Source organism: Variovorax sp. MPBD4-3 (assembly GCF_058809745.1).
Window position 1 is genome coordinate 1 of the sequence record NZ_JBXASW010000051.1, and the last position, 19,721, is coordinate 19,721.

The 19,721-nt window shown below is 67.9% G+C and carries 22 protein-coding genes, 3 tRNA genes and 1 pseudogene; 10 read left to right on the top strand and 16 right to left on the bottom strand.

All coding sequences use genetic code 11. The features are described 5' to 3' along the window. From AC1RVW_RS23680 to trpE, 12 genes and pseudogenes are all read right to left on the bottom strand, one after another. Positions 1-72: pseudogene (locus AC1RVW_RS23680) on the bottom strand (GTP-binding protein); the annotation flags it as partial. 73 nt (positions 73-145) lie between these two features. Next, a tRNA-Thr gene (locus tag AC1RVW_RS23685) sits at positions 146-220 on the bottom strand. A gap of 51 nt (positions 221-271) precedes the next feature. Then, positions 272-345, bottom strand: a tRNA-Gly gene (locus AC1RVW_RS23690). Between the two features lie 65 nt (positions 346-410). After that, a tRNA-Tyr gene (locus AC1RVW_RS23695) sits at positions 411-496 on the bottom strand. 109 nt (positions 497-605) lie between these two features. Then, positions 606-1,313 carry a uracil-DNA glycosylase gene (locus AC1RVW_RS23700; protein ID WP_493202878.1) on the bottom strand — a complete coding sequence of 236 codons (708 nt, stop codon included), beginning with the start codon at positions 1,311-1,313 and terminating at the stop codon, positions 606-608. After that, positions 1,310-2,110: an indole-3-glycerol phosphate synthase TrpC gene (gene trpC, locus AC1RVW_RS23705; protein WP_285413101.1), complete on the bottom strand. Its 801-nt coding sequence runs from the start codon at positions 2,108-2,110 to the stop codon at positions 1,310-1,312. The genes AC1RVW_RS23700 and trpC overlap by 4 nt, the downstream gene beginning before the upstream one ends. Before the next feature lie 31 nt (positions 2,111-2,141). Then, positions 2,142-3,164, bottom strand: coding sequence for an anthranilate phosphoribosyltransferase (gene trpD, locus AC1RVW_RS23710; RefSeq protein WP_237678449.1), 1,023 nt, complete (start codon positions 3,162-3,164; stop codon positions 2,142-2,144). 21 nt (positions 3,165-3,185) lie between these two features. Beyond that, a complete protein-coding gene (locus AC1RVW_RS23715; protein WP_493202881.1) occupies positions 3,186-3,845 on the bottom strand; it encodes a LysE family translocator in 660 nt (219 codons plus the stop codon). A gap of 16 nt (positions 3,846-3,861) precedes the next feature. Continuing rightward, positions 3,862-4,920, bottom strand: a complete 1,059-nt coding sequence (gene ltaE / locus AC1RVW_RS23720; RefSeq protein ID WP_493202882.1) for a low-specificity L-threonine aldolase — start codon at positions 4,918-4,920, stop codon at positions 3,862-3,864. Positions 4,921-4,926: 6 nt separating this feature from the next. After that, a complete protein-coding gene (locus tag AC1RVW_RS23725; RefSeq protein ID WP_493202884.1) occupies positions 4,927-5,511 on the bottom strand; it encodes an aminodeoxychorismate/anthranilate synthase component II in 585 nt (194 codons plus the stop codon). Continuing rightward, positions 5,508-5,900, bottom strand: coding sequence for a GxxExxY protein (locus AC1RVW_RS23730; RefSeq protein WP_106937579.1), 393 nt, complete (start codon positions 5,898-5,900; stop codon positions 5,508-5,510). The genes AC1RVW_RS23725 and AC1RVW_RS23730 overlap by 4 nt, the downstream gene beginning before the upstream one ends. Continuing rightward, the gene (gene trpE / locus AC1RVW_RS23735; RefSeq protein ID WP_493202886.1) at positions 5,900-7,402 is read right to left on the bottom strand and encodes an anthranilate synthase component I; all 1,503 of its coding nucleotides are present in this window, start codon (positions 7,400-7,402) and stop codon (positions 5,900-5,902) included. The genes AC1RVW_RS23730 and trpE overlap by 1 nt, the downstream gene beginning before the upstream one ends. A 361-nt stretch (positions 7,403-7,763) precedes the next feature. Between trpE and AC1RVW_RS23740 the strand changes: the two genes are divergently transcribed. Then, the gene (locus AC1RVW_RS23740; RefSeq protein WP_081268452.1) at positions 7,764-8,366 is read left to right on the top strand and encodes a chalcone isomerase family protein; all 603 of its coding nucleotides are present in this window, start codon (positions 7,764-7,766) and stop codon (positions 8,364-8,366) included. A 15-nt stretch (positions 8,367-8,381) separates the two neighbouring features. On the opposite strand, the gene AC1RVW_RS23745 is transcribed toward AC1RVW_RS23740, so the two are convergent. Together AC1RVW_RS23745 and AC1RVW_RS23750 are read right to left on the bottom strand one after the other, a co-directional pair. After that, positions 8,382-9,083 carry a phosphoglycolate phosphatase gene (locus tag AC1RVW_RS23745; protein ID WP_493202888.1) on the bottom strand — a complete coding sequence of 234 codons (702 nt, stop codon included), beginning with the start codon at positions 9,081-9,083 and terminating at the stop codon, positions 8,382-8,384. Positions 9,084-9,162: 79 nt separating this feature from the next. Continuing rightward, a complete protein-coding gene (locus AC1RVW_RS23750; protein WP_493202890.1) occupies positions 9,163-9,588 on the bottom strand; it encodes a hypothetical protein in 426 nt (141 codons plus the stop codon). Positions 9,589-9,683: 95 nt separating this feature from the next. On the opposite strand from AC1RVW_RS23750, the gene AC1RVW_RS23755 reads away from it, so the two are divergent. After that, positions 9,684-10,601, top strand: a complete 918-nt coding sequence (locus AC1RVW_RS23755) for a bestrophin family protein (protein ID WP_493202891.1) — start codon at positions 9,684-9,686, stop codon at positions 10,599-10,601. Positions 10,602-10,734: 133 nt separating this feature from the next. After that, positions 10,735-11,292, top strand: coding sequence for an Rrf2 family transcriptional regulator (locus tag AC1RVW_RS23760; protein ID WP_081268456.1), 558 nt, complete (start codon positions 10,735-10,737; stop codon positions 11,290-11,292). Positions 11,293-11,323: 31 nt separating this feature from the next. On the opposite strand, the gene AC1RVW_RS23765 is transcribed toward AC1RVW_RS23760, so the two are convergent. Beyond that, positions 11,324-12,715, bottom strand: a complete 1,392-nt coding sequence (locus tag AC1RVW_RS23765; RefSeq protein WP_106935883.1) for an aminotransferase-like domain-containing protein — start codon at positions 12,713-12,715, stop codon at positions 11,324-11,326. A 354-nt stretch (positions 12,716-13,069) separates the two neighbouring features. Between AC1RVW_RS23765 and AC1RVW_RS23770 the strand changes: the two genes are divergently transcribed. Genes AC1RVW_RS23770 through AC1RVW_RS23800 form a run of 7 tightly spaced genes read left to right on the top strand, consistent with a single transcriptional unit; the run spans position 13,070 to position 18,847 of the window. Then, positions 13,070-13,552 (top strand): MSMEG_0572/Sll0783 family nitrogen starvation response protein, encoded by a 483-nt coding sequence (locus AC1RVW_RS23770; RefSeq protein ID WP_081268458.1) that lies wholly within the window; start codon positions 13,070-13,072, stop codon positions 13,550-13,552. 14 nt (positions 13,553-13,566) lie between these two features. Next, entirely contained in the window at positions 13,567-14,622 is a 1,056-nt protein-coding gene (locus tag AC1RVW_RS23775) for a Nit6803 family nitrilase (protein WP_493202893.1), read from the top strand. Next, positions 14,585-15,667, top strand: coding sequence for an MSMEG_0568 family radical SAM protein (locus AC1RVW_RS23780; protein WP_493202931.1), 1,083 nt, complete (start codon positions 14,585-14,587; stop codon positions 15,665-15,667). The genes AC1RVW_RS23775 and AC1RVW_RS23780 overlap by 38 nt, the downstream gene beginning before the upstream one ends. A 2-nt stretch (positions 15,668-15,669) precedes the next feature. Then, positions 15,670-16,230, top strand: a complete 561-nt coding sequence (locus AC1RVW_RS23785) for an MSMEG_0567/Sll0786 family nitrogen starvation N-acetyltransferase (RefSeq protein ID WP_106935885.1) — start codon at positions 15,670-15,672, stop codon at positions 16,228-16,230. Then, positions 16,227-17,237: a sll0787 family AIR synthase-like protein gene (locus tag AC1RVW_RS23790; protein ID WP_106935886.1), complete on the top strand. Its 1,011-nt coding sequence runs from the start codon at positions 16,227-16,229 to the stop codon at positions 17,235-17,237. Before AC1RVW_RS23785 ends, AC1RVW_RS23790 begins: the two co-directional genes overlap by 4 nt. Beyond that, positions 17,228-17,512, top strand: coding sequence for an MSMEG_0570 family nitrogen starvation response protein (locus tag AC1RVW_RS23795; protein ID WP_493202896.1), 285 nt, complete (start codon positions 17,228-17,230; stop codon positions 17,510-17,512). Before AC1RVW_RS23790 ends, AC1RVW_RS23795 begins: the two co-directional genes overlap by 10 nt. Positions 17,513-17,545: 33 nt before the next feature. Continuing rightward, complete coding sequence (locus AC1RVW_RS23800; protein WP_493202898.1) at positions 17,546-18,847, top strand: MSMEG_0569 family flavin-dependent oxidoreductase; 1,302 nt, start codon at positions 17,546-17,548, stop codon at positions 18,845-18,847. Here AC1RVW_RS23800 and AC1RVW_RS23805 read toward each other — a convergent pair. Continuing rightward, a complete protein-coding gene (locus AC1RVW_RS23805) occupies positions 18,844-19,527 on the bottom strand; it encodes a response regulator transcription factor (protein WP_081268464.1) in 684 nt (227 codons plus the stop codon). The two genes, AC1RVW_RS23800 and AC1RVW_RS23805, sit on opposite strands and share 4 nt — an antisense overlap. Positions 19,528-19,721: the final 194 nt, after the last annotated feature.

Sequence of the window (19,721 nt, forward strand, 5' to 3'; positions counted from 1 at the left end):
GCCGTGGTCGACGTGACCGATCGTGCCCACGTTGACGTGAGGCTTGGTGCGGGTGAATTTACCTTTTGCCATTTTTCGACTCCGAAAAAAACGTTTTCAACGTATGCAGATGGGTTGCAAAGCTGCCGTTGCAACCCCCAAAAACTGGTGCCCTTTGCGGGAATCGGACCCGCGACCTCTCCCTTACCAAGGGAGTGCTCTACCACTGAGCCAAAAGGGCTTTTGTAACAAAGTTACGAATTCACATCGCCTCAACAACGAACCGGGCCTCTGGAGCGGGAGACGGGAATCGAACCCGCGTCATCAGCTTGGAAGGCTGGGGTTCTACCATTGAACTACTCCCGCATCGGGGGCACTTCAAGGCACCCAAAGCGCTAGATCCAATCGCTCTTAGAAACCAAATTCATCGCTGGTGGAGAGGGCTGGATTCGAACCAGCGTACTCGTAAGAGGGCAGATTTACAGTCTGCTGCCATTAACCACTCGGCCACCTCTCCGGCGAACCTCGAAATATAGCACGGTTTTGTGACTACCCGGAAACCCATGCATCAACGAAGATGCAGGAAAACCGCTCGAGGCGTTAGCCCACGATTATCGCCTAAGTTTTCACCCCGCCGACTGCTGCGCCTCACGCCAGGCACGGGCTTCGCCAAAATGGCCGCAGCCGATGAACGGCACGGGCGGCCTCAGGGCCGATAGAGGCGACGGATGATTCGACATCAGCACCTTATGTCGCCCAACATCGATCAACGCCCGCTTACTTTGCGCGTGCGAACCCCAGAGCATAAAAACAACAGGTTTTTCTCCACCTGAAACATGGCGGATGACGGCATCCGTCAGCACCTCCCAGCCCTTGCCTGCGTGGCCGGCGGGCTGGGCCTCCTCGACCGTCAGGCAGGTGTTGAGCAGCAGCACGCCATGCGTCGCCCACTTCACCAGGCTGCCGCCCGGATTGGGGAATGCAGGGGGCGCCGTGCCGAGGTCACGCTGCAGTTCCTTGAAGATGTTGCGCAGCGACGGCGGCAGCGCCACCCCGGGCGCCACCGAGAACGCCAGCCCCTCGGCCTGCCCGCGCCCGTGATACGGGTCCTGACCCAGGATGACCACGCGCACGTCCTCCGGCGGCGTGAGCTCCAGCGCCCGCAGCGGCTGCGGCGGGAAGATCACCGCGCCAGCATCGAGCCGCTCGCGCAGAAAGCCCTGCAGCTTCTGCCCCACCGCGCTGGCAAAGAAATCATCGACCAACGACTGCCAGCCCGGCGCCACGGGCCAGTCGGCGGGGTCGCTGCTCGACAGCTGATCGGGCCGGCTCATTTGAACAAAGCAGCGAGGGCCTCGCCGGGTTCCTTGGCACGCATGAAGGCCTCGCCGACCAGGAAGGCGTTGACGCCTGCGGCGCGCAGCGTGGCCACGTCCTCGCGCGTACCGATGCCCGACTCCGTCACTGGCAGGCGGTCATTCGGCAGCCTGGGCAGCAGGTCGATGGTCGCCTGGATCGACACCTCGAAGTTGCGCAGATTGCGGTTGTTGACGCCGATCAGCGCCGTCCTGAGCTTCAGCGCGCGGTCAAGTTCGGCCGCGTCGTGCACCTCCACCAGCACCGCCATGTCCAGCCCGCGCGCGATGGCTTCGTAGTCCTTCATCTGTGCGTCGTCGAGGCATGCGGCGATCAGCAGGATCGCATCGGCGCCCATCGCGCGCGATTCGTACACCTGGTATTCATCGACGATGAAATCCTTGCGCAGCACCGGCAGGTCGCACGAGGCACGCGCCTGCTTGAGATAGTCGACGCCGCCCTGGAAGAACTGCTTGTCGGTCAATACCGAGAGGCAAGCCGCACTGACCGTGCCGTCGCCCTCCGCATAGCTCTGCGCGATGTCGGCCGGAATGAAGTCCGCGCGCAGCACGCCCTTGCTCGGGCTGGCCTTCTTGACTTCGGCAATCACCGCAGCGTGGCCCGCGGCGATCTTGGCGCGCAAGGCGGCTTCGAAATCACGCGTGAGCATGCGGCTCTCCGCGTCGAAGCGCACGGCTTCGAGCGACGCGCGCTTGCGGGCCGCGGCGACCTCCTGGTGCTTGACGGCAACGATCTTGTCGAGGATGTCGGACATGGGGTTTCTGGTGCTCCCGGTTTCTCTGTGTTCAGACGGTGGCGGATGCCTTGACCAGCTCCGCGAGCTTGGCCTTGGCGGCACCCGACGCAATGGCGGCACGCGAACGCTCGACGCCCGCGGCCACTGAATCGACCACGTTGGCCGCGTACAGCGCGGCGCCTGCGTTCAGCAGCACGATGTCCAGCGCGGGGCCGGCCTGATTGTCGAGCACACCCAGCAGCATGGCCTTCGACTGCTCCGGCGTTTCCACGCGCAGCGCGCGGTTGCTCGACATCGCGAAGCCGAAATCCTCGGGGTGCAGTTCGTACTCGCGGATCTCGCCGTCCTTCAGTTCGCCCACCATGGTGGCCGCGCCGAGCGAAATCTCGTCCATGCCGTCGCGGCCGTAGACCACCATCGCATGCTCGGTGCCCAGGCGCTGCAGCGCGCGCACCTGGATGCCCACGAGGTCGGGGTGGAACACGCCCATCAGGATGTTCGGCGCGCCGGCCGGATTGGTCAGCGGCCCGAGGATGTTGAAGATCGTCTTGATGCCGAGCTCCTTGCGCACCGGCGCGACATTCTTCATCGCGGGATGGTGGTTCGGCGCGAACATGAACCCGATGCCGCACTCCTCGATGGAGCGCGCGATCTGCTCGGGCTTCAGGTTGATGTTCACGCCCAGCGACTCCAGCACGTCGGCGCTGCCCGACTTGCTCGACACGCTGCGCCCGCCGTGCTTGCTCACCTTGGCGCCCGCAGCGGCGGCCACGAACATCGAGCAGGTCGAGATGTTGAAGGTGTGCGAGCCGTCGCCGCCGGTGCCGACGATGTCGACCAGGTTGGTCGTATCGGTCACCGGCACCTTGGTCGACACCTCGCGCATCACCTGCGCGGCGGCGGTGATCTCGCCGATGGTTTCCTTCTTCACGCGCAGGCCGGTGATCAGCGCGGCCATCATCACCGGCGAGCACTCGCCGCTCATGATGAGGCGCACGATGTGCAGCATCTCGTCGTGGAAGACTTCGCGGTGTTCGATGGTGCGCTGCAGCGCTTCCTGGGGGGTGATCATGGAAAGTCTCCTCGGGGTGAATCAGCGGCCGACGCGAACGGCGGGCGCATCGGTGAACGCAAGCTTGAGGCCGAAGCCGATGAACAGCACGCCGGCGGCGCGGTCGAGCCAGTGCATGCCCTTCTGAACGGCGCTGCGGCGCGCCATCCAGCCCGCGGCGACGGCCCAGCCGATGTTCACGGGAATGGCGTTGACGTTGAACAGCACGCCCAGCAGCACGAAGCAGAGCGCCGTGTTGCCGGCGCCGGGCGCGATGAATTGCGGCACGAAGGCCAGGAAGAAAAGCGCGACCTTGGGATTGAGCACGTTGGTCCAGAAGCCGCCCAGGAAGATCGCTTTCAGGCTGCGCTCGCCGGCCGCCGCCGCCTCGGCCCGCAGGTCGGCCGGCGGCTTCGCGCGCGACAGCAACATGCGCACGCCGAGGTACAGCAGGTACGCCGCGCCGATGTACTTGAGCACCGTGAAGGCGGCGGCCGACGTCGCCATCAGCGTGCCGACGCCCACGGCGGCGGCGAAGATGTGGACGAAGCAGCCCGCCGTGATGCCGAGTCCCGCCATGATGCCGGCGCGCACGCCGGAGCGCAGCGAATTGGTCACGACGTACAGCACGTCGGGCCCCGGTGTCAGGTTGAGCAGCCAGCCGGCGGCGATGAAGGCGAGCAGATGAGGAAGATCGGGCATCTCGCTCCCCCGGGGCTCAGGCGTTGAAGAATCCGCGAATCGCTGTGACCGCGCGGTCGACGCCGGCGGCATCGACATCGAGGTGCGTCACGAAGCGCAGCCGGTAGAGCCCCGTCGCAAGAATGCCCTGCTGGTTCAGGCTCGCGAGCAGCTCCGCGGATCGCGCCTGCGCGGCACCCGCGAGATCGACGAACACGATGTTGGTGTGCGGCGCCTCGACCTTCAGACCCTCGATGCCCTTGAGCCCCTGTGCGAGCCGCTGCGCCAGCGCATGGTCGTCGGCCAGGCGGTCGATGTGATGGTCGAGCGCATGCGATGCCGCCGCCGCCAGCAGGCCGGCCTGCCGCATGCCGCCGCCCGCCATCTTGCGAACGCGGTGCGCACGCGCGATGAACTCGCGCGAGCCCACCAGCGCCGAGCCGATGGGCGCGCCCAGGCCCTTGCTGAAGCACACCGACACGCTGTCGAAGCACTGCGCGATCCGGCGGGCTTCCGCGCGGATGTCGCTGCGCTTGTTCAACGCAGCCTGCGCGGTCGCCGCATTGAAGAGCCGTGCGCCGTCCAGGTGCCGCTGCAGCCCCTTGCTCTTCGCCAGGTCGGTCGCAGCCTGCACGTACTCGAAGGGCAGCAGCTTGCCGCCCAGCGTGTTCTCCAGCGCCAGCAGCCGCGTGCGCGCGAAGTGCGCGTCGTCGGGCTTGACGGCGGCCTCGATCTGCGCGAGCGGCAGCGTGCCGTCGGGCGCATGGTCGAGCGGCTGCGGCTGCACGCTGCCGAACACCGCCGCGCCGCCGCCTTCCCAGCGGTAGCAATGCGCCTGCTGGCCGACGATGTATTCGTCGCCCCGGCCGCAATGCGAAAGGATCGCGCAGAGGTTGCTCTGCGTGCCGGTCGGCACGAACAGCGCGGCCTCGAAGCCGAGCATGGCGGCGATCTTTTCCTGCAGCGCGTTCACGCTCGGATCGGTGCCGAAGACGTCGTCGCCCAGCGGCGCCGCCATCATGGCCTCGCGCATCGCGGGCGTGGGTTGGGTGACGGTGTCGCTGCGCAGGTCGACGAGGTGGGTGCGGTCGGTCATGGTGGCTCAGTCCAGGAAGTTCTTGAGCATGGCGTGGCCGTGCTCCGTCAGGATGGATTCGGGATGGAACTGCACGCCTTCGATGCGCACGTCGTGCGCGAATCCGGTGTGCCGCACCCCCATGATCTCGCCGTCGTCGGTCCAGGCGGTGACAGCCAGCGCCTTGGGACAACTCTCGCGCTCGATGGACAGCGAGTGATAGCGGTTGACGACGAACTTCTGCGGCAGCCCCGCGAACACGCCTTCCTGCGTGGTCGTGATCTCGCTCGTCTTGCCGTGCATCAGCTGCTGCGCGCGCACGATCTTGCCGCCGAAGGCCGCGCCGATGGCCTGGTGCCCCAGGCACACGCCCAGAATGGGCAGCTTGCCGGCAAATGCCTCGATGGCGGCCACCGACACGCCCGCCTCCGCCGGCGAACACGGCCCGGGCGACACCACCAGCCGCGTCACGCCGGAGGCGACGAGTTCGCCGATCTGCGCCACGGTGATCTCGTCGTTGCGGTGCACCTGCACGTCCGCGCCCAGCTCGCCGAAGTACTGGACGATGTTGTAGGTGAAGCTGTCGTAGTTGTCGATCATCAGCAGTTTCATGGCTTGCTCACAATCCGGTGGACGCCCTTGACGACGGGGAACACGTTGAAGTTGATCAGCAGGCCCAGCTTGAGGCCCGACAGCCGCAGCGCGGCCAGCACCTGCGCGCGATGCAGGTCGGTCAGCACGTCGACCGCCTTGAGCTCCACGATGACCGACTGCTCGATCACGAAGCCCGCGCGGTAGACCTCACCGAGCGAGCGGCCCTTGTAGCTGGCCGACAGCGCCACGTCGCGCGTGAAGCCGATCTCGCGCTCGGCCAGCTCGATGGCCAGCGCCGCGGCATAGGCGGCTTCGTCGAGCCCCGTGCCGAGCACGCGCTGCACCTCGACGGCGGCGCCGATGATCTCGTGCGAGAAGTCGTTCTGAATATCCGGTGCGTTGCTCATCATTCCAGGCCTTCCTCGACCAGTTCGGCGGCGCGCAGGAGTGCGCGCGCCTTGGCTTCCGTTTCCTTCCACTCGAGTTCGGGCACCGAGTCGGCCACCACGCCGGCCGCGGCCTGCACGTGCAGCATCTGGTCCTTCACGATGCCGGTGCGGATGGCGATGGCCACGTCCATGTCGCCCGCATAGCTGATGTAGCCGCAGGCGCCGCCGTAGAGGCCGCGCTTGGTGGGCTCCAGCTGGTCGATCAGCTCCATCGCATGCACCTTGGGCGCGCCGGTCAGCGTGCCGGCCGGGAAGGTGGCCTTGAGCACGTCGATGGCGGTCATGCCGTCCTTCAGCGTGCCTTCGACGTTGCTCACGATGTGCATCACGTGGCTGTAGCGCTCCACCGCGAAGGCTTCGGTCACCTTCACGGTGCCGGTCTTGGCGATGCGGCCGATGTCGTTGCGCGCGAGGTCGATCAGCATCACGTGCTCGGCGCGCTCCTTCGGGTCGTTGATGAGCTCCACCTCGGCGGCCTTGTCCAGCTCGATCGACGCGCCGCGCGGACGCGTGCCGGCCAGCGGGCGGATGGTGATCTTCTGCTCGCCCTCGCCCGTGTTTTCCTGGCGCACCAGGATCTCGGGCGAGGCGCCCACCACGTGGAAGTCGCCGAGGTTGTAGTAGTACATGTAGGGCGAAGGGTTCAGCGAACGCAGCGCGCGGTACAGCGACAGCGGCGACTCGGTGTAGCGCTTGCTGATGCGCTGTCCCACCTGCACCTGCATGAAGTCGCCGGCGGCGATCATTTCCTTGGCGCGCTCCACGGCCGCAAGGTAGTCGGCCTTGGCGAAGCTGCGCTCGGGCGGATGCGGCTGCGTGGGCTTCACGATGGGGGCGCTCACCGAGTACTTGAGCTTTTCCTTGAGCTCCCTCAGGCGGCGCTTGCCCACTGCATAGGCCTCGGGCTGCTTCGGATCGGCATAGACGATGAGGTACAGCTTGCCCGAGAGGTTGTCGATGACGGCCAGCTCTTCACACTGCAGCAGCAGGATGTCGGGGCAGCCCAGTGTGTCGGGCGGGCAGCTTTTTTCGAGCTTGCGCTCGATGTGGCGCACGGTGTCGTAGCCGAAATAGCCGGCAAGGCCGCCGCAGAAGCGGGGAAGGCCCGGGCGCAGCGCCACCTTGAACCGCTTCTGGTACTCGGCGACGAAGTCGAGCGGATTGCCCTTGACGGTTTCCACCACCTCCCCGTCGGTCACCACCTCGGTGACGGCCTCGGCGCCGAAGCCGCTGGCGCGCAGCAAGGTCCTCGCGGGCAGCCCGATGAAGCTGTAGCGCCCGAAGCGCTCGCCGCCCACCACGGATTCGAGCAGGAAGCTGTGCTTGCCGCCGCCTTGCGAATGGGCGAGCTTGAGATAGAGGGAAAGAGGCGTCTCGAGGTCGGCGAAGGCCTCGGCCATCAGCGGAATGCGGTTGTAGCCCTGGGCGCTGAGGCTCTTGAATTCAAGTTCGGTGATCACGGGTTCGTTCTCCAATTGCCAGCCGGCGCTCCTTTGGCCGGGGGCAAGGTCATTCACGGGTGGTCCGGCGTCGTCGAGTATGTGTCGATCCGGAACCGCGGGCGCACGGCGTGCGCCGTGCAATCAAACAGTCAGCGAAGTATGGCTACGCCAGGGCCAGGCTCCCCGGCTGCCTTCACCTGTTTGATTGATGTGATGAACGAACATGGAAAGCCGAGTTTAGCCCACGAAAACGCCGGTTCGCACAACAACGGCCGCTCCGGCGCGGCTTCAGGGCGGCTTCAGGGTTCATCCCGAGGTTGCCCATAAAACGAAAAGATACATTCGCACGACCGTTCGCAAAATACCGAGGAGACCTCCCGTGCCAGCTTTTTCGCTCCCGACCGTGTTCTCCCGGCTCGCCCTGGCGGCCTGTCTTGCCGCTGCCGCGTCCGGTGCCGCGGCGGCCCAGGTCGATGTGGCCGGCGTCAAGCTCGAAGACCGCATGGACCTGCATGGCAGTGCGCTGCAGCTCAACGGCGCGGGCATTCGCTACAAGGCCATCTTCAAGGTCTACACGGCGGGGCTGTACGTGGGCAAGAAGGTGTCGACGCCGGAAGAGGCGCTGGCCGCGCCGGGTCCCAAGCGCGTGGCCATCACCATGCTGCGCGACATCGACGCGAACGAACTCGGCAAGCTCTTCACCAAGGGCGTGGAAGAGAACTCGCCCAAGAGCGAAATGGTCAACCTCATTCCAGGGCTGCTGCGCATGGGCCAGATGTTCGCGGACCAGAAGCAGTTGAAGACCGGCGACACCTTCAACATCGACTGGGTGCCAGGCACGGGCACCGTGATCACGGTGCGCGGCGTGCCTCAGCCCGACCCGGTGAAGGAGCCGGCCTTCTTCAACGCCCTGCTGCGCATCTGGCTGGGGCCCAACCCGGCCGACTGGAAGCTGAAGGACGCGCTGCTTGGCAAGCAGTAGCCGAACAGCCTCAGATCAGGCGGCCGCAAGTTCGGCCAGCGAATCCACGAAGCCGTCGGCATCCACCGCCCGCACCGGCTCGCCGTGGTTGTAGCCGTAGGTCACGAGCACCACGGGGCAGCCGGCGGCGCGCGCGGCACGCGCGTCGTTGCTCGAATCGCCCACCATCAGCGTGCGTGCGGGCGTCGTGCCCAGCGCCTCGCAGGTCTTCAGCAGCGGCAGCGGATCGGGCTTCTTGCGCTCGAAGGCGTCGCCGCCGAACACCAGTTCGAAGAACCCGTCGAGCCCCTTCTCGGCCAGCAGCGGCTTCGCGAACGACGTCGGCTTGTTCGTGAGGCACGCCAGCCGCAGGCCCTGCGCGCGCAGTGCCTTCAGGCCGTCGATCACGCCCGCGTACACGGCCGAGTGCTGGCCGTTCACCGCCAGGTAGTGGTGCTGATAGCGCTCCCAGGCGCGGTCGAACAATGCGCGCGCCCTGGCGTCGGCAGCGTCGCCCTCGGTCGGCGCCATCACGTGCACGAGCGCGGAATGGATCAGGTGTTCCGACCCCTTGCCCACCATGCGCTCGATCGCAGCCGGCTCGACCGCGGGCAAGGAAAGATCGGCCAGCATGCGGTTCAGCGATGCGGCGAAGTCGCCGAGCGTGTCGACCATGGTGCCGTCGAGGTCGACGATGGCGGCGTCGAAGCGGTTGGGGTGGAAGCTGATGGAGTTCAAGACAGATCGATCGAGTTGCGACAAGGGAGGAACGGCGGGCAAAACATAGCAGACCCGGGCGCGAGTCGCGCCGTCTCTCTCAGTCGCCGCCGTCCCGCGCGGCGAGCCTTGCCACCTCGCGATCGAAAGCCTCGTACTGCCCGTCGCAGAAAAGCTCGCAGAGGCGATCGACCTCCGCGCGGCTGCACTCGTCCACGACCGCCGCGTCCTGCTCCGGCTTCGCCTTGCCGAAGAAGCCCTTGCGCATCTGGATCGACACCGACTGCAGCTGGTAGCTGCGGTTGCGTTCGTCGCCCAGCGCCGAGATCCAGAGCTCCCGTTGGTCGGGCTCGTTCTGCAGCACCAGCGTCGGCAGCGGGCCGTCCTGCTGCTCGTCCCACAGCGCGAGTTGCTCGGTCCACGGGAAGGCGTCGATGGCGGCCATGAAGGCGATCAGGTTCGTCTCTCCCTGCGGGTCCGTCTGCTTGTAGTCGTAGCCGACTCTCTGGATTGCGTAGGTCAACATGGTGTGTGGATCGGCGAATGCCGGGGGTGTTGGTGAGAGCGCCATTCTGTGGCCCCGGGGGCACGAGGCCGGCACGCGGGGATAATGGTCGCCCGATGATCGTCCGACCCCGCCCTCATTGGCTGCGCATGCTCTTCGTGTGGCGCGGCTCGGTCCTGCCGGACATCGTGCCGCAGCTGTTGTGGACCACCGCCTTCGCGGTGCTGGTGACGGTACTGCACGGGCGGCTTTTTCAATGGAAGGTGCCGCTCAACTTCGTGCCCTTCTCGCTCATCGGCCTCACGCTGGCGATCTTCCTGGGCTTCAGGAACAGCACGAGCTATTCGCGCTACTGGGAAGCCCGCACGCTGTGGGGCACCCTGCTCAATGAAACGCGCTCGCTGGTGCGCCAGGCGCTGACCCTGGGCGACTCCCCCGCGCACGCCGGCGTGGCGGCCGCGCGCCTCATCGCCTTCGTGCATGCGCTGCGCCATCAGCTGCGAGGCACCGATCCCTGCGCCGACCTCGCACGCCTGCTGCCGCCGGAAGACTGCGAGCGCCTGCGCGCCGCGCGCTTCAAGCCGGCCATGCTGCTGCTCATGGTCGGCGAATGGCTGCGCGACCAGCGCAGGAGCGGCCGGCTCGACCCGATGCTCGCGCAGGCCATGGAAGTACCGCTGGGGCGGCTGACGGAGGCACTGGGCGGCTGCGAGCGCATTGCGAGCACGCCGATCCCCTTCACCTATTCCGTCATCATCCACCGCACCATCTATCTCTACTGCGTGCTGCTGCCCTTCGGCCTCGTGGACGCCATCGGCGCAATGACGCCGGTGGTGGTCGCGTTCGTCGCATACACCTTCTTCGCACTCGAGGCACTGGGCGCCGAGATCGAGGAACCCTTCGGCACCCAGCCCAACGACCTGGCACTGGACGCCATGTCCCGCATGATCGAAGCCTCCCTGCGCGAGATGATGGGCGAGCCCCGAGCGCCGGAAACCACCGATGGGCGAACCGTTGGTTACATCCAGACCTGAAGAAGCTTAAGAAGCATTCCGGAAACTTTTCGGGGCTTTCGGACACCTACGTTCCGGCGCTGTCTTTCGCGAACGCGCAAGACAGCCATTCATTCAATGTCTGTATTCCAGACACATCCATGAGGAACACTCCATGCGTCTGACGACGAAGGGCGGCTTCGCCGTGACGGCCATGATCGATGTCGCGCTGCGCGAGCAGGCCGGCCCCGTGGCCCTGGCGTCGATCGCCAAGCGCCAACATATTGCCCGCTCGTCGCTGGAGGCACTCTTCAGCAAGCTGCGCCAGCATGCGCTGGTGAAGGCGACGCGAGGCCCGGGCGGTGGCTACACGCTGGCGCGCAAGGCATCTGAGATCACCGTTGCGGACATCCTGTTCTCGGTCGACGGCCAGGCCGCACCAGAGGCCGAAGCCGCACCGCCGCGCGACAAGGCCGGCAACGGCGCCGCAGACGGCGAATCCGGCTGCTACTCGACCGATGCGCTCTGGGCCTCCGCCAACCACCACGTGATGGAGTTCCTCGACTCCGTCACGCTGCAGAGCCTGGTCGACGACCAGTTGGCCAAGGGCGTGCGCGTCGAAGAGGAAGCCCCCCGCAAGAAAGAACCGCAGCCGCGCCCCGTGCCCAGCCTGCGCCACGTGAACGCACCCAACTCCGTGTTCGCTTGGAGCGGCGTGTTCGCCAAGCGCTGACCGGCACCGCTCCCGCCCCGCCGGCGGGCGGTCAGCGCAGCGTGGCATGCGGATGCAGCGGATGCGCCAGCGTGTCCGCGATGAGCCGCAGCGCCTGATCGCACTGCTCGCGCGACATCGGCCCGCCCAGGCAGATGCGCACCGCGTCGGGCGGATCGCCGTCGGTGGAAAAGGCCGCGCTCGCCACCACGCCCACGTTCTGCGTGCGCAGGTAGGACGCAAACTCCACCGGACTCCAGCCCGGCGTGAGCGGCAGCCATGCATGGAACCCCTCCGGATGCGCCTGCAGCCCGTTCGCGCCCAGGTAGCGCGTGGCCAGCACCTGCCGCGCCATCGACTCCGCGCGCACCGCCTGCAGCATCTCTTCGGCGGTGCCGTCCTCCACCCACAGCGTGGTCAGCGCATTGGTGATGGGTGAGGCCATCACCGTGGTCGCGCGCATTGCGCCGGCCAGCCGCTGCGACTGCACCACCGTCGGCGAGCACACATACGCGCTGCGCAACCCCGCGCCGAAGCATTTCGAGAATCCGCTCACGTAGTAGGTGAGCCCGGGCGCCAGCGTGGCCAGCGACGCTGGCACCTGGCGCGGCAGCATGCCGTAGGCGTCGTCCTCGATGATCGGCACCGCGTAGCGCAGCGCCACGTCCGCGAGCGCCTCGCGACGGGCGCGCGAGACCGTGGCGGCGGTCGGATTCAGCAGCGTCGGGTTGCAGTACAGCGCCTTGGGCTTGAGCGTCCTGCAGGCGTGCTCGAAGGCATCGGCAATCGGGCCGTCGTCGTCCATCTGCAGCGCATGCAGCTGCACGCCCAACTGCGCCGCGATGGCCTTCACGCCGGGGTACGTGAGCGACTCCACGCACACCAGCTCGCCCGGCCGCGCAAGCTGCGAGAACAGCGCCGTCAGCACGCCGTGGATGCCCGGGCACACCAGGATGCGGTCGACGCTCGCATCGGGCACGAAGGGCCGCAGCCAGTGCATGGCGGCGGCGCGGTCGTGCGCGGTGCCGCCGAAGTCCTGGTAGCGCAGCAGGTCGTGGAAGTCGGCCTGCGCGAAAGCCCGGCTCGCGCTGTCGTGCAGCCGCGCCATCAGGTGCTCGTCGTCGGGCTCGGGCGGCATGTTCATCGTCATCTCCGCGCCGCTGCCGCCGCGCAGCCGCAGGCTCGGGCTGCCCGAGCGGATGAAGGTGCCCGTGCCCGCGCGCGAATCGATCAGCCCGCGCTTGCGCGCCTCGGCATAGCCGCGCGCCACGGTCGTGTAGTTCAGCTCCAGGTCGGCCGCCAGTTCGCGCAGCGTGGGCAGCCGGTCGCGCACGCCGAGTCGCCCGGTCTTGATGTCGTCGGCGATCAGCTCGGCCAGTTGCAGGTAGGCCGGGCGGGCGCTGTTGCGCAGTTGCCTGCGCCAGTGGGCGGTGATGGTGGTCATCGGGGGGCTCCGGCGAAGTTGATCGCATTCATTGATTGCATCCGGCCACCGATCAACACGCAGGATTCGCGCCCGCCCCAGAGGACCCGGATGCTTCGATCAGGTGCGATCAACCCCATTGATCGGGTGCATTGATCGCACGGCGCATGCGTCTTGCCGGTGCGCGGCGAGCCCCCCGGCCCCGCCGCTGGCCGGCCTTTTCACGGGCCGGAAAAATTTTTTGCGGCTTGCGGCCCGCGCCGCTGCGCGTTGATCGCGACTTGATTGCACGCAGCCGCGCGGACGCTGGCACATCGCCTGCGAAGAGGAAGGCACGCAAGACCTGCGTGTCCAACCACCCAACCGGAGTCCCCCATGCCCAAAGTCACCCGCCCCCGCAACGAAAAAGGCGAGTACCTCGTCGACTACGAAGAGAAGGTGTTCGAAGACGTCAAGGCCGAGCCCGGCGAGAAGGCGCTCGTCACCTTCCACACCGTGGCCTTCGAAGGCTCCATCGGCTTCGTCAACCTGCTGCAGGCCACGCGGCTGCGGCGCAAGGGCTACGAGACCTCGGTCCTGCTGTACGGCCCCGGCGTGACGCTGGGCGTGCAGCGCGGCTTTCCCACGCTGGGCGACGAGGCCTTCCCGGGCCACCAGAACTTCAACAAGCAGATCGTCAAGTTCATGGAGGAAGGCGGCAAGGTCTACGCCTGCCGCTTCGCGCTGCAGGCGCTGTACGGCCACGGCGAAGGCGCGCTGATCGAAGGCATCACGCCGATCAACCCGCTCGACGTGCTCGACCTGGTGCTGCTGCACAAGAAGGCCGGCGCGGTCATCCTCGACACCTGGACACTGTGAGCGAAGGCGCGGCGATGGCATCCACACCCACCACCGTTCGGGCGGCGGCGATCCAGATCGCACCGGACTTCGAGCGGCCCGACGGCACGCTGGAGCGCGTGTGCAGCGCCATCGACGCGGCCGCTGCCAGGGGCGCGCAGCTCGCGGTCTTTCCCGAGACCTTCGTGCCCTACTACCCCTACTTCAGCTTCGTGCTGCCGCCGGTGCTGCAGGGCGCGCCGCACCTGCGGCTGGCGGAGCGCGCGGTGGTCGTGCCAGGCCCGGTCACGCAGGCCGTGGCGGAGCGGGCCCGCGCACGGAACATGGTGGTCGTGCTCGGCGTGAACGAGCGCGACCACGGCAGCCTCTACAACACGCAGCTGGTGTTCGACGCCGACGGCACGCTGGTGCTCAAGCGCCGCAAGATCACGCCGACCTATCACGAGCGCATGGTCTGGGGCATGGGCGACGGCGCGGGCCTGAAGGTGGCCGACACCGCCGTGGGCCGCGTCGGCGCGCTGGCCTGCTGGGAGCACTACAACCCGCTCGCGCGCTACGCGCTGATGGCGCAGCACGAGCAGATCCACTGCGCGCAGTTCCCCGGCTCGCTGGTCGGCCCGATCTTCGCGGAGCAGATGGAAGTGACCATCCGCCACCACGCGCTGGAGTCGGGCTGCTTCGTGGTCAACGCCACCGGCTGGCTCACCGACGAGCAGATCCGCTCGGTCACGCCCGACGCGCAACTGCAGAAGGCGCTGCGCGGCGGCTGCCACACGGCCATCGTCTCGCCCGAAGGAAAGCACCTCGCGCCGCCGCTCACCGAGGGCGAAGGCATGGTGGTGGCCGACCTCGACATGGCGCTGATCGCCAAGCGCAAGCGAATGATGGATTCGGTCGGCCACTACGCGCGGCCCGAGCTGCTGTCGCTCGCCCTCAACGACCGGCCGGCGCAGACCACCGTGCCCATGCACCTCACGCAACCTTTCGCCCAACGGAGCCCCGACCATGACCACGACACCCATCACGACGCAGCAGCAGGACAGCCGGCAACTGATGACCGAGCTCCAGTCCTTCGGGTTGCGGCTGGTTGATCCTTCGGCCGGCGTCTCGAGCCGCCGCGGCGGCGCGGGCCCTTCGGACCACAAGGCCGTGACCGTCGACGGCCACACGATCATGGTGCCGGTGCACACGTCCACCGCCTGGCACTCGCCCTTCACCGCCGAGGCGCCGGACGCGAGCGGCATGAGCCGCGTGATGCGCGGCAGCATTCCCATCGCAAGCATCAGCTTTCCGAGGCAGCCGCGCTTCTACGCCATGCAGACCTTCGACGGCGTGCCCTACTCGCACATCGCCACGCTGCACGGCAGCGACGTGCTGGCCACCACCGTGCTGCAGACCTGCATCCGCTACGAGAGCCGCAGGAAGAGCTGCAAGTTCTGCGCGATCGGCCAGTCGCTCGCGGCCGGCCGCACCGTCGCGCGCAAGACGCCCGAGCAGCTCGCCGAAGTGGCGCGCGCCGCCGTGCTGCTCGACGGCGTGAAGCACATGGTGATGACCACCGGCACGCCCAACGCCACCGACCGCGGCGCGGCCGTGCTGTGCGAGAGCGCCTTCGCCATCAAGGCCGCGGTCGACATCCCCATCCAGGGCCAGTGCGAGCCGCCCGACGACGACCAGTGGTTCCACCGCATGAAGGCCGCCGGCATCGACACGCTGGGCATGCACCTCGAAGTGGTCACGCCCGAGGTGCGCGAACGCATCATGCCGGGCAAGGCCAGCGTGCCGGTCTCGCGCTACATGAGCGCCTTCGAGGCGGCCGTGGGCGTGTTCGGGCGCGGGCAGGTCAGCACCTACATCCTGGCCGGGCTGGGCGACACGCGGGAAGCCATCCTCGACACCTGCGACCAGCTGCTGGCGCGCGACGTGTACCCCTTCGTCGTGCCCTTCGTGCCGATCAGCGGCACGCCGCTGGAAGACCATCCGGCCCCCACGCCCGAGTTCATGAAGTCGCTGCTCGCGCCGCTGGGCGAACGCGTGGTGGCCGCCGGCCTGCGCTCGGCCGACATCAAGGCCGGCTGCGGCAAGTGCGGCGCCTGCTCGTCGCTGTCGATCTACGAAAAAGAAAGCGAAGGCTGACCATGCTGTGCATCGACGACCTCTGCGAGATGGCGGACCACTACGCGCCCGCCGAATACCTCGTGCGCGAAGCCGCCCAGCGATGGGAGCGCGACGAAGCCATGGCGCTGCGCCGCGCGGTGTTCTGCATCGAGCAGGGCATCTTCGCGCGCGACGACCGCGACGCCATCGACGACCACGCGCGCCTGCTGGTCGCCATGTCGTGCAACGGCGGCATGCCAGAGCAGGTGGTGGGCACGGTGCGCATCCATCGCGGTGAGGCCGAAGGCGAATGGTGGGGCTCGCGGCTGGCCGTGCACCCCGCCTTCCGCAGCCAGGGGCACCTGGGCGCCACGCTGATCCGGCTGGCCGTATCGCGCGCCCATGCGCTGGGCTGCGAGACCTTTTTCGCGCAGGTGCAGCTGCAGAACGTGCCGCTGTTCAACAAGCTTGGCTGGACGACGCTGGAGGAGACCAGCGTGCACGGCCGCCCGCATGCGCGCATGCAGGCCGACCTCGCGTGGTATCCGCCTTGCCACGATCCCGTCAGCGGCTTCGTCACGCGCGCCAGGGTGGCGGCATGACGCAGCATGTCCACGACATCGCCGAAGCCCTGCGCGCCACGCGCGGCTTCGCCCACAAGCGCGACATCAGCGATGTGGTGTCGGCGCTGGGCCGTTCGCTGCCAGGCGGCCATGCGGCGCTCGCGCAGGCCGTGCCCATCGGCGACGACTGCGCGGCCATCCCCGACGGCCACGGCGGCTACCTGCTGTTCGCCATCGAAGGCCTGGTCGAAGACTTCATCGTGCGCATGCCGTGGTTTGCCGGCTACTGCGGCGTGATGGTCAACGTGAGCGACATCTACGCCATGGGCGGGCGCCCCACCGCCGTGGTCGATGCCCTGTGGAGCACCGGCATGAGCCCCGCGGACGACGTGCTGCGCGGCATGGCCGAGGCCGCCGTGCGCTACGGCGTGCCCATCGTCGGCGGCCACAGCAACAACCGCAGCGAGCGGCCGCAACTGGCGGTGGCCATCCTCGGGCATGCGCGCCGGCTGCTCACCAGCTTCGACGCCAGGCCGGGGCATCTGCTGGTGATGGCCGCCGACCTGCGCGGCGCCTACGAGGAGCCTTTTCCGTACTGGAACGCCTCGACCCGCGCGCCCGCCGCGCGGCTGCGCGCCGACCTCGAGCTGTTGCCGGCCATTGCCGAAGACGGCCTGTGCGGTGCCGGCAAGGACATCAGCATGGCCGGCGCCGTGGGCACGGCCATGATGCTGCTCGAATGCTCCGGCGTGGGCGCGCGCATCGACCTCGACGCGCTGCCCCGGCCCGACGGCGTGCCGCTGCTGCGCTGGCTCTCGTCGTTCCCGAGCTACGGCTTCGTGCTCAGCGTGGCGCCCGCGCAGGTGGCCTCGGTGCTGGCGCGCTTTGCCGCGCGCGACATCGCCTGCGGCGTGATCGGCGAGGTCGATGCCGCGCGGCAGGTGCGCCTGCGCGCCGGTGGCGAAGAGGCGCTGCTGTGGGACTTCGGCAGCGACGCCTTCATCCAGCCGCCCAGCCTGCAAGCGGAGGCCGCCGCATGCCCGTGACCCACTTCAGCGTGCGCTGGCCCGACGCCAGCGAAACGCGCTGCTACTCGCCCTCCAGCGTGGTGCGGGAGCACCTGGCACCCGGCGAGCGCTATGCCCTCGCCGACTTCATGCAACGCACACGCGAGGCATTGGGCCAGGCCTCCGAGCGGGTCCGCGCGAAGTACGGCTTTGCATGTTCGCAGGCAATGGACCAGCTCGCGCAGATCGAGCGGACCGCCGCGCGCTTCGCCGCCACCGCGGACGCCCACGTCACCGTCGTCGCCATCGACTGACGCGTTCCCCACATCCAGAGAAAGAAGCACCCCATGTCACATCCCTACGGCGGACGCAGCCACTACAGCGTCGTCATCGTCGGCGGCGGCCAGGCCGGCCTGTCGCTGAGCCAATGCCTGCAGCAGCGCGGCATCGACCACCTCGTGATAGAGAAGCGCAGCCTGGTGCACACCTGGCGCACGCAGCGCTGGGACTCGTTCTGCCTCGTCACGCCCAACTGGCAATGCCAGCTGCCGGGCTGGGGCTACACCGGCGGCGATCCGCACGGCTTCATGGTCAAGGACCAGATCAACGAATGGCTCGCGGGCTTCGTCGAGCACGTGAAGGCGCCGGCCGTGGAGGGCGTGACCGTCGAACGCGTATCGCGCGACGGCGAGCGCGACCGCTTCGGCGTGCAGACCGACGCCGGCCTCTACACCGCCGACCAGGTGGTGGTGGCCTCGGGCGGCTACCACCGCCCCATCGTGCCGCGCCTGGCCGAAAAGCTGCCGGCCAGCGTGGCGCAGTTCCACTCGGCGCAGTACCGCAACCCGGCGCAACTGCCCGAGGGCGCGGTGCTGGTGGTGGGCTGCGGCCAGTCGGGCGCGCAGATCGCCGAAGACCTGCACCTGGCCGGCCGCAAGGTGCACCTGGCCACCGGCAACGCGCCGCGCTGCGCGCGCTTCTATCGCGGCCGGGAGGTGGTCGACTGGCTCGCCGACATGAAGTACTACGACATGCCCGTCACCGAGCATCCGCTGCGCGAAGGCGTGCGCGACAACACCAACCACTACGTGACCGGCCGCGACGGCGGGCGCGACATCGACCTGCGGCGCTTCGCGCTCGAAGGCATGGATCTGTACGGCCTGCTGAGCGGCTTCGACAACGGCAGCTTCGAATTGCAGCCCAACCTGCGCGACAACCTCGACCAGGCGGACAGCACCTACAACCGCATCAACGCATCGATCGACAAGCACATCGCGGCGCAGGGCATCGAGGCGCCGCCGCCTTCGGTCTACACGCCGGTATGGGAGCCACGGGAAGAACGCACGCGGCTCGACCTTGCCGCGGCGGGCATCACCAGCGTGGTGTGGTGCATCGGCTTCTCGCCGGATTTCGCGTGGGTCGATGCGCCGGTGTTCAACGGGCGCGGCGCGCCGGTGCACCTGCGCGGGGTCACGAACGAGCCCGGGCTGTACTTCCTGGGCCTGCCTTGGCTGCACACCTGGGGGTCGGGGCGCTTCTCGGGCGTGGCGCGGGATGCGGAGTTCCTGGCGCAGGCGATCGAGGAACGCAAGGCGACGTTGCGCGGCGGTGCCGACACCGCACCGCCCCCCGAGTTGCGCGCAGCCTAGGCCTGCTGCGCCTCGGTCAGCGCCTGCGCCGCCACCACCGCCTCGGTGCGGTTGCGCACGTTCAGCGCACGGAAGATGGCGGCCAGGTGGATCTTCACCGTGCCTTCGCTGATGCCCAGGCTGCGCCCGATCAGCTTGTTGGGCTTGCCCTGCGACAGCAGTTGCAGCACCTCGACCTGCCGCTCGGTCAGCACGTTGCGCAGGTGTTCCAGCGTCTGGCTGCCGGCGCCGCCGCGCGGCAGCGTCTCAGACGCCTGGGGTGCCACGCCCGCCACGATGCCCGGCGGCAGCGCGGTGAGCATCATCGGCGGCACGTACACGCCGCCGGCCAGCACCAGCCGCACGGCGGAGAGCATCACCTCGGGTGAATAGGCCTTGGGAATGAAACCGAGCACGCCGCGCTCCAGCGCGCTGCGCATGATGGCCGGGTCTTCGTACCCGGACAGCACCATGACGGGCAGGGCCGGATGGCGCTTGCGGATTTCGTCGATGTGCGCCTGCCCATCGGCGCCGGGCATGTTGAGGTCGATCAGGGCCAGGTCGAGGTCGTCGGAAGCACCCGCAAGCAGCTCGTCGACGCTCATCGCCAGAACGAACTCGATGCCGGGCTCCAGTTCCGACAACTTGGCTTTGACCGCCTCGATGACGAGCCGGTGGTCGTCGGCGATCAGGATTTTCATGTCTTTTTTCCCGTGCCCCAGCACGCGTTGAACTACCGGGTGCAGAAGATACCGGTGATTTCCCCGCGCAGCAAGGCCGCCGCCCCACCAACGGCATAGGCCCCAAGCGGTATGGCGCCCCCGCCGGCCCGTTTGAAACAATGAAAGCCTACTCGAAGGAACCGGGGACATAGGCATGTGCCATCGCTGCAGAC

Coding starts and splice junctions, on each gene's coding strand:
- AC1RVW_RS23790 (WP_106935886.1), top strand. CDS start 16,227: ATGACGCAGCATGTCCACGACATCGCCGAAGCCCTGCGCGCCACGCGC.
- AC1RVW_RS23770 (WP_081268458.1), top strand. CDS start 13,070: ATGCCCAAAGTCACCCGCCCCCGCAACGAAAAAGGCGAGTACCTCGTC.
- trpC (WP_285413101.1), bottom strand. CDS start 2,110: ATGTCCGACATCCTCGACAAGATCGTTGCCGTCAAGCACCAGGAGGTC.
- trpD (WP_237678449.1), bottom strand. CDS start 3,164: ATGATCACCCCCCAGGAAGCGCTGCAGCGCACCATCGAACACCGCGAA.
- AC1RVW_RS23800 (WP_493202898.1), top strand. CDS start 17,546: ATGTCACATCCCTACGGCGGACGCAGCCACTACAGCGTCGTCATCGTC.
- AC1RVW_RS23780 (WP_493202931.1), top strand. CDS start 14,585: ATGACCGAGCTCCAGTCCTTCGGGTTGCGGCTGGTTGATCCTTCGGCC.
- AC1RVW_RS23755 (WP_493202891.1), top strand. CDS start 9,684: ATGATCGTCCGACCCCGCCCTCATTGGCTGCGCATGCTCTTCGTGTGG.
- AC1RVW_RS23765 (WP_106935883.1), bottom strand. CDS start 12,715: ATGACCACCATCACCGCCCACTGGCGCAGGCAACTGCGCAACAGCGCC.
- AC1RVW_RS23725 (WP_493202884.1), bottom strand. CDS start 5,511: ATGAAACTGCTGATGATCGACAACTACGACAGCTTCACCTACAACATC.
- AC1RVW_RS23775 (WP_493202893.1), top strand. CDS start 13,567: ATGGCATCCACACCCACCACCGTTCGGGCGGCGGCGATCCAGATCGCA.
- AC1RVW_RS23750 (WP_493202890.1), bottom strand. CDS start 9,588: ATGTTGACCTACGCAATCCAGAGAGTCGGCTACGACTACAAGCAGACG.
- AC1RVW_RS23785 (WP_106935885.1), top strand. CDS start 15,670: ATGCTGTGCATCGACGACCTCTGCGAGATGGCGGACCACTACGCGCCC.
- AC1RVW_RS23730 (WP_106937579.1), bottom strand. CDS start 5,900: ATGAGCAACGCACCGGATATTCAGAACGACTTCTCGCACGAGATCATC.
- AC1RVW_RS23760 (WP_081268456.1), top strand. CDS start 10,735: ATGCGTCTGACGACGAAGGGCGGCTTCGCCGTGACGGCCATGATCGAT.
- AC1RVW_RS23700 (WP_493202878.1), bottom strand. CDS start 1,313: ATGAGCCGGCCCGATCAGCTGTCGAGCAGCGACCCCGCCGACTGGCCC.
- ltaE (WP_493202882.1), bottom strand. CDS start 4,920: ATGACCGACCGCACCCACCTCGTCGACCTGCGCAGCGACACCGTCACC.
- AC1RVW_RS23805 (WP_081268464.1), bottom strand. CDS start 19,527: ATGAAAATCCTGATCGCCGACGACCACCGGCTCGTCATCGAGGCGGTC.
- AC1RVW_RS23715 (WP_493202881.1), bottom strand. CDS start 3,845: ATGCCCGATCTTCCTCATCTGCTCGCCTTCATCGCCGCCGGCTGGCTG.
- AC1RVW_RS23795 (WP_493202896.1), top strand. CDS start 17,228: ATGCCCGTGACCCACTTCAGCGTGCGCTGGCCCGACGCCAGCGAAACG.